12 protein-coding genes are annotated in these 14,852 nt (G+C 61.5%); 10 read left to right on the top strand and 2 right to left on the bottom strand.

Annotated elements, in window-relative coordinates; translation table 11 throughout:
* Window positions 1–912 (top strand): DMT family transporter, encoded by a 912-nt coding sequence (locus AU381_RS05895; protein WP_064240838.1) that lies wholly within the window; start codon window positions 1–3, stop codon window positions 910–912.
* 18 nt (window positions 913–930) lie between these two features.
* Here the strand turns inward: AU381_RS05895 and AU381_RS05900 are convergent, their stop codons facing one another.
* Both AU381_RS05900 and parC read right to left on the bottom strand, forming a co-directional pair.
* Window positions 931–1,254, bottom strand: a complete 324-nt coding sequence (locus AU381_RS05900) for an ArsR/SmtB family transcription factor (protein WP_064240839.1) — start codon at window positions 1,252–1,254, stop codon at window positions 931–933.
* 146 nt (window positions 1,255–1,400) lie between these two features.
* Complete coding sequence (gene parC / locus AU381_RS05905; RefSeq protein WP_064240840.1) at window positions 1,401–3,677, bottom strand: DNA topoisomerase IV subunit A; 2,277 nt, start codon at window positions 3,675–3,677, stop codon at window positions 1,401–1,403.
* A 420-nt stretch (window positions 3,678–4,097) separates the two neighbouring features.
* On the opposite strand from parC, the gene AU381_RS05910 reads away from it, so the two are divergent.
* The 9 genes from AU381_RS05910 to AU381_RS05950 all read left to right on the top strand — a co-directional run bounded on the left by AU381_RS05910 (window position 4,098) and on the right by AU381_RS05950 (window position 14,743).
* Complete coding sequence (locus tag AU381_RS05910) at window positions 4,098–5,291, top strand: hypothetical protein (RefSeq protein ID WP_064240841.1); 1,194 nt, start codon at window positions 4,098–4,100, stop codon at window positions 5,289–5,291.
* Between the two features lie 199 nt (window positions 5,292–5,490).
* Window positions 5,491–5,709: a hypothetical protein gene (locus tag AU381_RS05915; RefSeq protein ID WP_011975002.1), complete on the top strand. Its 219-nt coding sequence runs from the start codon at window positions 5,491–5,493 to the stop codon at window positions 5,707–5,709.
* A 93-nt stretch (window positions 5,710–5,802) separates the two neighbouring features.
* Window positions 5,803–7,431, top strand: a complete 1,629-nt coding sequence (gene groL, locus AU381_RS05920) for a chaperonin GroEL (protein WP_064240842.1) — start codon at window positions 5,803–5,805, stop codon at window positions 7,429–7,431.
* Window positions 7,432–7,668: 237 nt separating this feature from the next.
* Window positions 7,669–8,595, top strand: coding sequence for an ArsR/SmtB family transcription factor (locus AU381_RS05925; RefSeq protein ID WP_064240843.1), 927 nt, complete (start codon window positions 7,669–7,671; stop codon window positions 8,593–8,595).
* 106 nt (window positions 8,596–8,701) lie between these two features.
* A complete protein-coding gene (gene arfA / locus AU381_RS05930) occupies window positions 8,702–10,213 on the top strand; it encodes an arabinosylfuranosidase ArfA (RefSeq protein ID WP_064240844.1) in 1,512 nt (503 codons plus the stop codon).
* A gap of 246 nt (window positions 10,214–10,459) precedes the next feature.
* Window positions 10,460–11,560 carry an ABC transporter ATP-binding protein gene (locus AU381_RS05935; RefSeq protein WP_064240845.1) on the top strand — a complete coding sequence of 367 codons (1,101 nt, stop codon included), beginning with the start codon at window positions 10,460–10,462 and terminating at the stop codon, window positions 11,558–11,560.
* The gene (locus AU381_RS05940) at window positions 11,553–12,488 is read left to right on the top strand and encodes a carbohydrate ABC transporter permease (protein WP_064240846.1); all 936 of its coding nucleotides are present in this window, start codon (window positions 11,553–11,555) and stop codon (window positions 12,486–12,488) included. The genes AU381_RS05935 and AU381_RS05940 overlap by 8 nt, the downstream gene beginning before the upstream one ends.
* Window positions 12,485–13,336, top strand: a complete 852-nt coding sequence (locus tag AU381_RS05945; RefSeq protein WP_064240847.1) for a carbohydrate ABC transporter permease — start codon at window positions 12,485–12,487, stop codon at window positions 13,334–13,336. Before AU381_RS05940 ends, AU381_RS05945 begins: the two co-directional genes overlap by 4 nt.
* Before the next feature lie 81 nt (window positions 13,337–13,417).
* Complete coding sequence (locus AU381_RS05950; protein WP_064241827.1) at window positions 13,418–14,743, top strand: extracellular solute-binding protein; 1,326 nt, start codon at window positions 13,418–13,420, stop codon at window positions 14,741–14,743.
* Window positions 14,744–14,852 lie beyond the last annotated feature (109 nt).

Here is a 14,852-nt window from a genome sequence, read left to right on the forward strand (position 1 = left end):
TTGACCCCCTCCCCTGAAGCCGCGCGGCACCGGCGCGGCCTTGCCATCACCGGCCTCGGCGGCCTTGCGCTTTCCTTCGACATCCCGCTGATCCTTTCGGCAGACGGCGAGGTTTGGTCGATCCTCGCCGTGCGCAGCCTGTCGACCTTTGCGGTGGCGATCGCCGCCTGGTTCTTCATCAATCGCGTGCTGGGCCGCCGCATCGCGCTGATCCCCGGCAAGGCCGGGCTGATCGCCGGCCTCTTCTACGGCATCAATTCCTTCACCTTCCTGCTCGCGGTGTTCAACACCTCGACGGCAAACGTCGTCTTCATCCTCGCCTTCACCTCGATGTTCGCCGCGATGCTTTCCTGGATCTTCCTGCATGAGCGGCCCTCCAACGCCACGCTGCTGACGATGGCGATCATGCTCCTCGGTGTCGGAGTGATCGTCCAGGACGGGCTTGAAAGCGGGCACCTCTTCGGCGACGCCATGGCCGCCTGCTCGGCATTCCTGCTGGCAAGTGCCATCACCATCAGCCGCGCGAGCGGAAGGGACATGGCGCTGGTGCCGCTGACGACGGCGATCTTCCCGGCGCTGGCGGCGCTCACGCTCCTGCCGCCCGGCGGAATCGCCATCGCTGAGCCGGGCTTTATCCTTTTCAATGGGCTGGTGATGATCCCTGTCGCCTTCTTTTGCCTGGCGACCGGACCGCGTTATCTTTCAGCTCCGGAAGTGGGGATGTTCTATCTGCTCGAGACGATCCTGGCGCCGATCTGGGTGTGGATCGTCTTTAGCGAGATGCCCACGTTCCAAACCCTCGTCGGCGGCGCCATCCTGATCGTCGCCCTGCTCGGCCATTCGCTCTGGCAGATGCGCAGCAAGGCGGCAAAGGCCGAGCTTCCCTGTGCGGAATTGCCGTTCACCGGATGACGGCGATCTGCCTGCCGGTCACTGCGGGCTGGCGGGAGCGGGCCCCGTCTCCTCGATCTGCGAGCGCATCGCCCAGAGCTCGCGATTGGTATTGATCCATTCCGCCGCGACCTCCAGAGGGCCCGGATTGGCGGCGATCATCTCGCGGTCGTCCCGGTGCCGGCGGGTAATCAGCCCCGCCTCCTCGAGAATCACCATGTGGCTTGACAGCTCGTCCTGTTCGGTGCCCACCGCGGTGGCGACATCCGCAACCGGGATTTCACCGGCAAACAGCAATTCGAATATGCGGCGGCGTGTGGGATCGGCGAGCGCCAACAATGTATCGTCAAGGGCCGAGATCATCGCGTTCCTCTCTACGGCGCATCATTCGGCAAATCGCGGCCGATTTAAGGAAACATCGAAGAGTTGCGTCAGTTGCCGGAAAATACCTCTAAGCTGTGGATAACCAAGTGCGCGGAACGACCGCATTGCAGGCCTGAACCCGCTGATCAACCGCTGAACCTGCCGCTCCGCGGAAAGCCCTTCGGCACGATGCGGCCGGCACCGGCGCGGTCGCCTTGCCACTCGATCAATTCGTCCCTGGTCTTCGTGAAGACACGACCGGCGCTGTCCTCCCAGGTCAAGCCCTCGGCCATGGTAAAGCAGCGGATGTCGGAAATACCGCCGTCCTTGTAGCGCTGCAGGCGCACGCCCTTGCCGCGCGCCATTTCCGGTATCTGCACCAACGGGAAGACCAGCATCTTGCGATTGTCGCCGACGACGGCGACGTAATCGCCCTTGACCGGCACGACGAGCTTCGCCTCGTCCGGCATCACGACGTTCATCACCTGCTTGCCCTTGCGGGTGTTGGCGACGATGTCGCTTTCGGTGACGACGAAGCCGTTGCCCGCTGCCGACGAGACGATAAGCTTGCGCGCCGGATCGTGAACGAGCGCCGTCAGTACGTCCTGATCGTTTTCCATGTCGACCATGATTCGCAACGGCTCGCCGTGACCGCGCCCGCCCGGCAGCTTGTCGCCGCCGAGCGTATAGGCCTTGCCGCCGGTGGTGAAGACGAGGATCTTGTCGGTTGTCTGCGCCGGGAATGCCACCTTCAGCGCATCGCCGTCCTTGAACTGCAGCGAGGACGTGTCGGAGATGTGCCCCTTGAGCGCCCGGATCCAGCCCTTCTCCGAGATGACGACGGTGATCGGCTCCTTCTCGATCATCGCCTGCTGGATCGCCTCGACATCCGCCTCGGGCGCATCGGCGAAGGTGCTGCGGCGCTTGCCGAGCTCGGTGGCCTTGGCGAACTTTTTCTTGACCTCGCCGATTTCCCAGGCGACCGCCTGCCACTGCTTGTCATCGGAGGCGAGCAGCGCCTCGATTTCCGCTTTCTCCTTCGACAGCGCGTCGAATTCGGTGCGGATTTCGAACTCCTCGAGCTTGCGCAGCGAGCGAAGCCGCATGTTGAGGATCGCTTCGGCCTGGACATCCGTCAGCGCGAAACGCTCGATCATCACGGCCTTCGGCTCATCCCCCTCGCGGATGATGCGGATGACCTCATCGATGTTGAGATAGGCGACAAGATAACCACCGAGGATCTCGAGCCTGCGGTCTATGGCGGCAAGCCGGTGGCGGGAGCGCCGCTGCAATACCTCGCGGCGATGCGCCAGCCATTCGCTCAGCACCTCGTTGAGCGCCATGACGCGCGGCACGCGGCCCATCGACAGCACGTTCATGTTGAGCGGAATGCGGCTTTCGAGCTCGGTCAGCTTGAACAGCGATTCCATCAGGATATTGGCGTCGACCGAGCGGCTCTTCGGCACGAGCACGACACGGACGTCCTCGGCCGATTCGTCGCGAATGTCCTCGAGCAGCGGCAATTTGCGCGCAATGAGGAGCTCGGCGATCTTTTCGATGAGCCGCGACTTCTGAACCTGATAGGGGATTTCCGTCACGACGATCTGATAGCCGCCGCGCCCCAGGTCCTCGACGCTCCAGCGCGCGCGGACGCGGAAGCCGCCGCGACCCGTTCGGTAGGATTCGAGCATGCTGGCGCGGCTTTCGACGATGATGCCGCCGGTCGGAAAGTCCGGCCCCTCGATGCCGCCGCGCTGCGGATTGGCCGGATCGAACAGCAGTTCCTCAACCGTCGCCTTCGGATGGCGGATCAGATAGAGCGCCGCGTCGCAAAGCTCATGCGCATTGTGAGGCGGAATGGACGTCGCCATGCCGACGGCGATGCCCGACGCGCCGTTGGCAAGCAGATTCGGGAAGGCACCGGGAAGCACCGTCGGCTCCTCGTCCTCCTCATTGTAGGTCGGGCGAAAATCGACGGCATCCTGGTCGATGCCCTCCAGGAGGAGCGCCGCGACCTCGGTCATCTTGGCTTCGGTGTAACGGTAGGCGGCGGCGTTGTCGCCGTCGATATTGCCGAAGTTGCCTTGCCCGTCGACGACCGGATAGCGCTGCGAGAAGTCCTGCGCGAGCCTGACCAGCGCATCGTAAACCGATTGGTCGCCGTGCGGGTGGAACTTACCGATGACGTCGCCGACGATGCGCGCGCATTTCTTGAACGAGGAATTGGGCCTCAAGCCCATCTCGCTCATCGCGTGGATGATGCGGCGATGAACCGGCTTCAATCCGTCGCGGACGTCCGGCAGGGCGCGATGCATGATGGTCGACAGCGCATAGGCGAGATAGCGCTCTTCCAGCGCCGCCTTGAGGTCAACCGGCTGAATGTTGTCGTCCCCGCCAGAAGGCGGCAAAAGGCTTTGTCCCATGCCTCCTTGCTACCGCAACCGGCCCGCCGCGGCAAGAATCCAAGGCCATCGCACTGTGGAGAACGCGCCTGAAGCACTTGCTTATACCAGGGGTTGCGGCCATCAAAATCCCGGGAGTAATCTTCCGGAAAGCATGATCCATAGGGAACAGGCGTCATTTCGACTGACGATATAAATCTGCCCCGTTTCGTATTAGGGTCGATCCTGCTGATTTGGCCGATTTAAGACTGGGAGATCAAGTGCAAGGAATGAATTTCATCGTGGACGATCGGGCGCATCGGATAGGCCCGGCGCGCCGTTTGGCAAATCGCCCCCGGACCGTGGCCAGCGTTGACGCAGTCCGCGAAGATCGCCCAGATCGATGACAGACGACTTCGGAAACAGCCTCACACTCAATCCTATTTTCAAAGGAACTCCGCAATGATGCATACGCGCAAGATCCGTCTGATGATGGCCAGCGCCGCCCTCCTCACGTTTGCCGGCCCGGCATTCGCCCTGGACGGCGCAGATGTGATGAAAAAACTCAGCGCAGCGCTCGAAGTGAACGGCACTTCCCTTGCTTTCGACAAGGCGGAAGTAGACGGCGACGTTGTGACGGCCACCGGCGTCAAATTTCAAGTCGCAACGAAACCCGGCGACTCGGTGAATATCGGCGAGATGACACTTGAGGGCGTGGAAGAGACCGATGGCGGCGGCTATTACGCCGAAACGGTTTCCTTTCCCGACGTCAATGTGAGCGAAAAAGAGGACAGCGTATCGGTCAAGGATATTGCGATTGGCGGCCTTTCCATTCCCGGCAACGCCTCCGGCGGCACCATCGACGACATTCTGCTCTACGAGTCTTTCGGCACGGGGCCGATAGAGGTCAAGGTCAAGGGCAAGGATGTCTTCAAGATTGCGAGCATCGAGAGCAAACTGACGCGGCAGGAAAATGACGCCGGATTTGACTTCGATGCGACGATGGCCGGCCTTAACGCGGACCTCTCGGATGTCGAGGACGCCAAGGCAAAGGACGCGATCGACAAGCTCGGGCTGAAGCAGATCGACGGCCAGGTGACGATGAAAGGCAGTTGGGAAATCGCGAGCGGCAAGGTCGCCCTTGATGAATATGCCTTCGACTTCAAGAATATCGGACGGCTGAACATCGCGATGGATTTCTCGGGATATACGCTCCAGTTCCTGAAATCGCTGCAGGAGGCGAACAAAGCCGCGCAAGCCAATCCGAACAAGGAAGAAGCCAACCAGGCAATGGGCCTCGCCATGCTCGGCCTCATGCAGCAACTGACGTTCAACAGCGCCTCGATCCGTTTCGACGATGCCTCGATCACCAAGAAGGCACTCGATTACGCCGGCAGCCAGCAGGGCGTTACCGGCGAGCAGCTGGCACAGTCGCTGAAGGGCCTGGTTCCGATCATGATGGCGCAGTTGAACCTGCCGGAGCTGCAGAACCAGGTGTCGGCCGCAGTCAACGACTATCTCGACGCGCCGAAGAGCCTGACGATCGCCGCCGAACCGGAAAAGCCCGTGCCGTTCCCGATGATCATGGGGGCCGCCATGGGCGCGCCGAACACCATCCCGTCGGTCCTCGGCGTCAAGGTGACGGCGAACGATTGACGCTTCACAAAGCCCCAGTCCGGGGCGACGCGCTTCTTTCGGATTCAAGCCCGGCGGACCTCCGCCGGGCTTTTTTTTGTCACTGCGATCGATGTTATGATGTGACGCTTGATGCTCGCATGCGCCGGCCTATCTATCTCGACATGGTTGCCGGCAGGTTTGTGCATTCCCGACCGAAGCAAAGCGGAAGGAGGACGCAATGGGACTGAAGCATTCGGATATCACCGCCATTCTCGGCCCGGTCGATGAAACCTTGATGGCCGAACTCCTTGCGACGGGCGCGACCGCGAGTGAACTTGCTGAAGCGATTGCCTGGGTCAACAACGACGAGGCTCTGATTGGCGAAGGCCGCCATCTTCCGGCCGGCCGGGTTGCCGCCCTGATCGACATCCTGACACCCGACGTCGATGAGGAATGACTGCACTCCGGCCGGCGGCAAGGGTTCAATCGTGAGGTCCGGCGCCGTCGGTCGGTAATGAGTACCTGATTTATCGTGTTGAGGGAGGGTTACATGGCTGCCAAAGACGTCAAGTTCAATACCGATGCGCGTGACCGGATGCTCCGCGGGGTCGACATCATGGCCAACGCTGTCCGGGTCACCCTTGGTCCCAAGGGGCGGAACGTGGTCATCGACAAGTCCTTCGGCGCGCCGCGGATCACCAAGGACGGCGTCTCCGTCGCCAAGGAGATCGAGCTCGAGGACAAGTTCGAGAATATGGGCGCCCAGATGCTCCGGGAGGTTGCCTCGAGGACCAGTGAGGTTGCCGGCGACGGCACGACGACTGCGACCGTGCTGGCCCAGGCGATCGTCCGGGAAGGTGCCAAGGCGGTCGCCTCAGGCATGAACCCGATGGACCTGAAGCGCGGTATCGATCTCGCCGTCGATGCGCTCGTCACCGAATTGAAGGGTAAGGCGCGCCAGGTTTCCAAAAATGAGGAAATCGCCCAGGTGGCAACGATCTCGGCCAATGGCGACGCGGAGATCGGCCGCTATCTTGCCGAGGCGATGGAGAAGGTCGGCAACGAGGGCGTCATCACCGTCGAAGAGGCCAAGACCGCCGAAATCGAGCTCGAAGTCGTCGAGGGGATGCAATTCGATCGCGGCTATCTGTCGCCCTATTTCATCACCAATCAGGACAAGATGCGGGCGGAGCTGGAGGATGTCTACATTCTGATCCACGAGAAGAAGCTCTCCAACCTGCAGGCGATGATCCCCATTCTCGAAGCGGTGATCCAGGCCGGCAAGCCGCTGCTGATCATCGCCGAGGACGTCGAGGGCGAGGCGCTCGCGACGCTCGTCGTCAACAAGCTGCGCGGCGGGCTGAAGATCGCCGCCGTCAAGGCGCCCGGCTTCGGCGACCGGCGCAAGGCGATGCTGGAGGATATCGCCGTTCTGACCGGCGGCACGGTGGTGTCGGAGGAGCTGGGCATCAAGCTCGAGAATACGACGATGGAAAGCCTCGGGCGCGCAAAGCGCGTGATGGTGGAGAAAGACGCAACCACCATCGTCGGCGGCGGCGGCACGAAGGAGGATATCAGCGGCCGCGTCGCGCAAATCAAGGCGCAGATCGAGGAAACGACCTCCGACTATGACCGTGAGAAGCTGCAGGAGCGGCTTGCCAAACTCGCCGGCGGCGTCGCTGTGATCCGCGTCGGCGGATCGACGGAAGTGGAGGTCAAGGAGAAGAAAGACCGCGTCGACGACGCCCTCCATGCGACGCGCGCAGCGGTCGAGGAAGGCATTCTGCCGGGCGGCGGCGTCGCCCTGCTGCGTGTCGTCAAGTCGCTCGAAAACGTGCCGACGGCCAATGACGACCAGCGCGTCGGCGTCGAGATCGTCCGCCGCGCCATCGAGGCGCCGGTGCGCCAGATCGCCGAGAATGCCGGAGCCGAGGGATCGATCATCGTCGGACGGCTGCGCGAGAAGACCGACTTCGCCTATGGCTGGAATGCCCAGACGGGAGAATTCGGCGATCTCTTCGCAATGGGCGTCATCGACCCGGCAAAGGTCGTGCGTGCGGCGTTGCAGGACGCGGCATCCGTCGCCGGTCTCCTGGTAACGACGGAAGCGATGATTGCCGAGAAGCCGAAGAAAGAGGGCCAGATGCCAATGCCCCCGGCTCCGGGCATGGACTTCTAATTACCGGCTAAACAGCGCCGGCGCGGGCGTCGTCGCGAGGCGACGGCCGCGCGCGCCCCACGCGCCATCCGACGGCCGGTCTCAGCCTGCCGCGGGGCGTGCATTCCTGCCTTTGCCTTTTGAGAAAGAGCGGTTGCCATCGTAAGTGTCCCCGCGACACCTTGCTGGCGGTTGATTAGATCAGATTTTTTGATATGCATTATCCAGTTGCATTTCAGTCCCGCCGATCGGAGCCCCATGAGCCGTAATTTTCTTGTCGTCGACCCCCAGGAAGGCATGCCCGTACTGAAGGGGCTTGCGTCGCCGGCAAGGGTCTCGGTGCTGAAGCTGCTGCACGAAAAGGGACCGCTGAACGTCAACGAAATCGCGGATGTTCTTGATCTGCCGCAGTCGAGCGTCTCGACCAACGTGCAGATATTGGAAGAGGCGGGGCTCATCCGCACGGAGACGCAGAGAGCGCGCAAGGGAAACCAGAAGGTCTGCCACAGCGTCTATGACGAGGTCCTCGTCGTCTTCAAGAACGAAATCAAGGAAACTGAACCGGACGCGATCGAGGTGTCGATGCCGTTGGGACTCTATACGAGCTTCGAAGTGACCGCTCCTTGCGGCCTCTGCTCGGTCGACGGCATCATCGGACTGCTCGATGTACCCGACACGTTCCTCGACCCGGACCGCATGAAGGCAGCATTGATCTGGTTCACCCGCGGCTATGTGGAGTACCAGTTCCCCAACAATGCGCGCCTGACCAACACCGGCGTTCGCGAGGTCGAATTCGTCATGGAATTGAGCTCGGAGGTGCCGGGAACCAGCGCCGACTGGCCGTCCGATATCACCCTGACGATCAACGGAGTGGACATCGGAACCTGGACTTCCCCAGGCGATTTCGGCGACAAACGCGGCGTTTTCACGCCGGACTGGTGGAAGCTCAAAGGCTCGCAATACGGCAAGCTCAAGAGTTTTCGGATCAATGACGACGGCTCCTTCGTCGACGGCCTGCGGATCACCAACGTCAAGCTCGCCGAGCTGAAGCTCGAACAACATCATTCGATCCGACTTCGCATCGGCGTCCGGGACGACGCCCGTCATCCCGGGGGCATCAACATCTTCGGCCGAGGCTTCGGCAATTACGACCAGGACATCCTCTTGCGCCTGAAAACGCGCTGAGCTCACCGGCCTACAGAATCTCACTACTTGACCTCGGGCGCGCCTTCCGTTTTACTCACTCCAATTCGTGATATAAATCACAAATCCGGATTCAGTGAGGGAAGCCATGAAGGCCGCGGTAACGGTGCACAGCAAGTTCACGATCTCGAACATCGATCCGCGTCTCTACGGGTCCTTTATCGAGCACCTCGGCCGTGCCGTCTATACCGGCATCTACGAGCCCGATCATCCGACCGCCGACGAAAACGGAATGCGCCGGGACGTGATCGAACTCGTCAGGGAACTCAATATGCCGATCGTCCGGTATCCGGGCGGCAACTTCGTTTCCGCCTATAACTGGGAAGACGGCATCGGCCCGAAGGAGAGCCGCCCGACACGCCTCGACCTCGCCTGGCACACCTCGGAAAGCAACCAGGTCGGCATCCATGAATTCGCCGAATGGTGCGCGGCCGCCGATACGCAGATGATGCTTGCCGTCAATCTCGGCTCGCGCGGGCTCGACGAGGCTCGCAACTTCCTCGAATATGTCAACCACCCGGGCGGCAGCGAATGGAGCGACAAGCGCCGCGCCAATGGCCGCGACGAGCCCTGGGACGTCAAGCTCTGGTGCCTCGGCAACGAGATGGACGGCCCCTGGCAGATCGGCCACAAGACGGCCGACGAATATGGCAGGCTGGCGCACGAGACCGCCAAGGCGATGCGCGCCTTCGACAGCTCGCTCGAGCTCGTCGTCTGCGGCTCCTCCAATGCGCACATGCCTACCTACCCGGAATGGGAGGCGACCGTCCTCGATCACACGTATAACGAGATCGATTTCATCTCGTTGCACATGTATTTCGAGAACCGCGCCAAGAACACCGCCAGCTATCTCGCCCGCAGCATCGAGCTCGACAACTATATTGGCACGGTGGCTGGCGTGATCGCCTATGTGAAAGCGAAGAAGCGCTCGAGCAAGGACGTCTATATTTCCTTCGACGAATGGAACGTCTGGTACCATTCCAAGGAGCGCGACAAGGCAACCCTTGCAGGCGCCCATGGCTGGCCGCATGCGCCGGCGTTGCTGGAGGACGACTATAATTTCGAGGACGTGCTCCAGGTCGGCTGCATCCTCAATACCTTCATCAACCGCGCCGACGTGGTGAAGATCGCCTGCATGGCACAGCTCGTAAACGTCATCGCCCCAATCATGACCGTGCCGGGCGGCCCGGCCTGGCGCCAGACAATCTTCTATCCCTATTACTTCGCTTCGGTCTATGGCCGCGGAACGGCGCTCAAGCTGCTGGTCGACAGCCCGAGCTACAGGGTCGATGGCCTTGGCGAGGTGCCCTATCTCGATATTTCCGCCGTCCACGATGCGCACAGAAATGCCGTCACATTCTTCATCGTCAACCGGCATGGCAGCGAAGCGATCGAGCTTGATGTCAGCCTCCTCGAGTTCGGCACGATGAAAATCATCGACGACCAGGTGCTCGCCCATTCCGACATCAACATCACCAACACCGCCGAGCAGCCCGACAATGTGGTGCCAAAAAGGGGAGAAGGCGCCGACTTCGTAAACGGATGGCTCGGGGCGAAGATCGCGCCGCTGTCCTACCGGATGATCCGGCTGAAAGCGTAATTCTGCATATCGCGTTTTCCGATATATATCGGAGATATCTTGACAGAAGAATTGTATGATTTAACGTCGCGACACAGCTTCGACGTGCCGCTGGGAGGAGAAGATGGGAGCAAGAGCTTCTGTTTTGGCACTATCGTTGATCAATCCGGCTTCGCGGCCCGACGGGAGGAGCCGCCGTTCTGCGACGGCCCGGCCGAGCGTCGCAACCGGTCTTTGCGGTTCTGAGAAGAAACTCGGAGCCGCCGGATGACCGCCCATATCGAAATCCAGAACGTCAGCAAACGCTACGGTTCGCTGACCGTGCTCGATGGATTGTCGCTGACGATCAATGCCAACGAGTTCATGGTCTTTCTCGGCCCGTCCGGCTGCGGCAAGTCAACGCTTCTGCGGATGATCGCCGGGCTCGAAAGCGTCGATGACGGAACGATCTCGATCAACGGCGAGCGCATCGACAATCTGCCGCCGGGCCAGCGCGACATCGCCATGGTCTTCCAGAGCTATGCGCTTTATCCGCATATGACGGTTGCCGACAACATGGCCTTCGGGCTGCGCAACATAGGCCTGCCGGCCGAGGTCATTTCCGCCCGCGTCGCAGAAGCCGCGCGCATGCTCGAAATCGGCCATCTCCTCGAACGCAAGCCCGGCCAGCTTTCCGGCGGCCAGCGCCAGCGCGTCGCGATCGGGCGCGCCATCGTCAAGGAGCCGAAGGCCTTCCTGTTCGACGAGCCGCTGTCGAACCTCGATGCGGCGCTGCGCGTGCGCACCCGCGTCGAGCTTGCGCAGCTTCGCAACCGGGTCAGATCGACAATGATCTTCGTCACGCACGACCAGATCGAGGCGATGACGCTCGCCGATCGCATCGTCGTCATGAACAACCGGAAGATCGAGCAGATCGGCACGCCGATGGAGATCTACTCGCGGCCGGCAAGCCGCTTCGTCGCCACCTTCGTCGGTTCTCCGACGATGAATTTCCTGCCGGTCGGCCTGTCGGGCGAGAACGGCTTCGCGCGGGCAAAGCTGCCGGACGGCACCGACTTGCAGACAGCAATCCGCCTTGAGGGCATCAATGGCAGCGGGCATTCGCTCGGCATCCGCGCCGAGGCCGTCAAACTCGCCAACGGAACCGCCGCGACGACGACGGGCAAAGTCGAGGTGATCGAGCGTCTCGGCGACCGCACGCTGCTCTATACTCGTCTTAAGGAGGGGAGCGTTGTGATTGCCGAGGATGTCGGCAACAGCCGCATCGCGATCGGCGATCAGGTTGCCCTGGCGCTCGATGGCGCCCGCACGCACCTCTTTAACGCCGAAGGCCGAGCCTGGCACAATGAGGGCGTCGGCCATGGCTGAAGCGACCCTTTCCGGCAGCGCGTCGGCCGCCAAGGCGGCAACCCGGCAGGCAGTACAGAATGTCAATGCCCCGCTCTGGCGCCACGCTGTTTTCGTGGCGCCCTATCTGTTCTTCTTCGTGACGCTTCTCGTGGTGCCGCTCTTCTGGAGCATGTGGCTCAGCCTTCACAAGGCCGATGCCTTCGGCGTCGGGCGGTTCGTCGGTATCGACAATTACCTTCGGCTCTTCCGGGACAAGATCTTCATCCAGTCGGTTGGCAACACCTTCTACTTCGTCTTCCTGACCGTCCCTGCCCTCGCCCTGATTGGCCTCCTGCTTGCGCTGGCGCTCAATCGCAAGACGAAGTCGGCGGCCGCGCTCCGCGCCGTCTATTTCTCGTCGTCGGTTCTCTCCGTGACGATCGTGACGCTCATCTGGCGCATCGTGTTCATCGGCAATTTCGGCCTGCTCGCCACGGTCTACGGCTGGTTCGGCGCGACCGCGCCCGCCTTCCTGTCCGACCCAAAGCTCACCATGATCGGAATTGCCATCGCGACGGTCTGGTGGTGCATCGGACTGCCGATGATGCTCTTTCTCTCGGCTCTGCAACAGGTGCCTCGGGAAATCTACGAGGCCGCGGCGCTCGACAATGCAAGCCGGTGGCGAACGCTCTGGCACATCACCCTGCCCTCGATCCGGCGCACCTTCGTCCTCGTGATCATCATCGAGATCGTCCTGCAGTTCCAGCTCTTCGGACAGGCGCGGCTAATGACCCAGGGCGGCCCGAACAATGTTTCAAAGCCGATCGTGCTCTACATCTACGAGGCCGCCTTTACCAAGTGGGACCTCGGCCTCGGCGCCGCCGCGTCCGAAATTCTCTTCATCCTGATCATGATCGCCGCCATGGCGCAGTATTTCATCTCTCGCCGGAGAGGAGAGGAAGGATGAGTTCCATGTCTTCGGGCCGGATCGTTGGCCGCTCGACCGGCGACCGCATCATTCTCGTCCTGGTGATCGCGCTTGCGCTGATCATGATGGCGCCGATCGCCTGGATCATCGCGCTGTCACTCAAGGACAACAAGGAACTGATGACGGACATGAACTCCGTCTTCCACGCTCCCTACACGATCAACAACTACGTCAACATCCTGGCGACGTCCTCGGTCTTTCGCTGGATCCTGAACAGCGTGATCGTGTCAGGCGGCCTGACGATCATGACACTGGTTCTGTCGTCGCTCGCCGGCTACGGCTTTGCGCGGCTGAGCTTTCCGTTCCGCAACACGCTGTTCGTAATCGTGCTGCTCGGCCTTGCCGTTCCTGAACAGGCGGTACTGATCGCCCGCCATCAGCTCTTCAGCTGGCTGAAATTCCACAACACCTATCACGGGTTGATCCTGCCGGGCCTGGCCGCTCCCTTCGGGGTGTTCCTGATGACGCAATATTTTCGCGCCATACCGAAGGAGCTCGACGAGGCGGCACTGCTCGACAATGCCAGCCGCTTCAAGATCTTCTGGAAGGTGCTGCTGCCGCTGACGATCCCGGCGCAGGCAACCCTCGGCATCTTCACCTTCCTGTCGTCCTGGAACGACTACTTCTGGCCGCTGATCTCCGGCACCAAAAAGGAAATGTACACGCTGACGATCGGGATCGCTTCGACGCAGACGAACTTTGCACAGTCGGAAGGCCTCGGCTTCCTGATGTCGCAGGCGGTCTTTGCGGGCGCGCCGATCCTTATTCTCTACCTGTTTTTCCAGAAATACATCGTGACGGCTGTCTCCGGCGCCGCCGTGCGCTGAAGCCACCACCCATAGGTCGCAACCGGCTCTCTGGGAGGGGAGCCAAGCCAGGGGCGAGGCCCCGACGAGGAGGAGATGAACATGACGCATAGCCTGAGGAAGTACATGCTGGCGGCCGCCTCGGCGCTCGCGCTCGCGGTCGCGACGCCTGCCCTGGCGGCAACCGAACTTACCGTGCAGCGCTTCTTCGGCGCCTGCGACGCGGAGTTCGGCGGCAATACCGACGTCAGCAAGGCCGTCGGGGAATGTGGCATCATCACCTCGCTGATCAACAAGTTCAACACCGACAACCCGGACGTGCATGTGACGGTGACCACCGTCGAATGGCCGGGTTACGACCAACTGACTGCGCAATTTGCGGCCGGCGACCCGCCGGACATCGTCACCGTCCACCACTCCGTGCTCGGCGACTACCAGTCCAAGGGCCTGTTGATGCCGCTTGACGATCTCCTGAAAACGGTTGGCGTCTCGCCCTCGGACTTCACCGATGCGAGCCTCAGCGGCGTGACCAAGGACGGAAAGATCTACGGCTTGCCGATCGACAACTGGACGATGCTGTTCCACGTCAACGTGGACCTTTTCAAGAAGGCGGGCCTCGTCAATGCCGACGGCACGCCGAAGTTGCCGACCAGCGTCGACGAACTCATGGCACAGGCCAAGCAGTTCAAGGAAAAGACCGGCAAGCCCTACTTCGTCCAAAATCTCGCGAACGAAGTGGCGCTCTATACGCGCAACCTCTACACCTATCTTTTCCAGCAGGATTCCGACTTCTTTGCCGATCCCAAGCAGGTGAAGATGAACACGCTCGAGGCGAAGAAGGTCCTCGAGATGTACAAGGCGATCTACGACAACGACTACACCACGAAGGACCTGGACTACGCTGCCAGCATCAATGCCTTTCTCGCGGGCGACGGCGGCGTGCATTTAAATGGTACGTGGGTGATCGGCGACTATACCGCCTCGTCCGAAACGTCGGGCACCGCCCTCAACGCCGGCGGCTACGCGGTCTACCCTTATCCGCAGCTTTTCTCCGGCAAAAAGGCCCAATATGCCGACGGCCACAGCTGGGCCGTTTCGCAGAAGGACCGCTCGCCGGAGGAAGAGGCGGCGATCGGCAAGTTCCTGAAGTTCTTCAACGACAATGACTACGAATGGTCGCGCACCGGACACCTTCCGGCGGTGAAGGCCGTTCTCGAATCGGATGCGTTCAAGAAGCTACCGCATCGCGATACGATCGCGCCGATCGCAACGCTCGGCACGCCGCTACCGTCGACCGTGCAGCGCCAGTTCGCAATTCAGGACATCATTGGCCAGGAGATGAATGCGGCGATCACCGGCCAGAAGGACATCGACGCCGCTCTGGCGGACATGGAGTCCCGCATCAACGAGTTGCTCGCGAATATCTGAGGCGCGTTGCCCGCGGCGCCGGCCCTGAATTGAATCGGTCCCGGTCGGGGGAATAGCCTGAGCGGGATGGGGAACTCTTTCCGCCTCATCCCGCTCTAATCCGTTGCAT

This window comes from Sinorhizobium glycinis (genome assembly GCF_001651865.1).
Taxonomy (GTDB): Bacteria; Pseudomonadota; Alphaproteobacteria; order Rhizobiales; family Rhizobiaceae; genus Sinorhizobium; species Sinorhizobium glycinis.

What these genes read in the sequence shown, in the direction of transcription:
- AU381_RS05900 (WP_064240839.1), bottom strand. Translation starts at nt 1,254, where the DNA reads ATGATCTCGGCCCTTGACGATACATTGTTGGCGCTCGCCGATCCCACA.
- parC (WP_064240840.1), bottom strand. Translation starts at nt 3,677, where the DNA reads ATGGGACAAAGCCTTTTGCCGCCTTCTGGCGGGGACGACAACATTCAG.
- AU381_RS05910 (WP_064240841.1), top strand. Translation starts at nt 4,098, where the DNA reads ATGATGCATACGCGCAAGATCCGTCTGATGATGGCCAGCGCCGCCCTC.
- AU381_RS05915 (WP_011975002.1), top strand. Translation starts at nt 5,491, where the DNA reads ATGGGACTGAAGCATTCGGATATCACCGCCATTCTCGGCCCGGTCGAT.
- groL (WP_064240842.1), top strand. Translation starts at nt 5,803, where the DNA reads ATGGCTGCCAAAGACGTCAAGTTCAATACCGATGCGCGTGACCGGATG.
- AU381_RS05925 (WP_064240843.1), top strand. Translation starts at nt 7,669, where the DNA reads ATGAGCCGTAATTTTCTTGTCGTCGACCCCCAGGAAGGCATGCCCGTA.
- arfA (WP_064240844.1), top strand. Translation starts at nt 8,702, where the DNA reads ATGAAGGCCGCGGTAACGGTGCACAGCAAGTTCACGATCTCGAACATC.
- AU381_RS05935 (WP_064240845.1), top strand. Translation starts at nt 10,460, where the DNA reads ATGACCGCCCATATCGAAATCCAGAACGTCAGCAAACGCTACGGTTCG.
- AU381_RS05940 (WP_064240846.1), top strand. Translation starts at nt 11,553, where the DNA reads ATGGCTGAAGCGACCCTTTCCGGCAGCGCGTCGGCCGCCAAGGCGGCA.
- AU381_RS05945 (WP_064240847.1), top strand. Translation starts at nt 12,485, where the DNA reads ATGAGTTCCATGTCTTCGGGCCGGATCGTTGGCCGCTCGACCGGCGAC.
- AU381_RS05950 (WP_064241827.1), top strand. Translation starts at nt 13,418, where the DNA reads ATGACGCATAGCCTGAGGAAGTACATGCTGGCGGCCGCCTCGGCGCTC.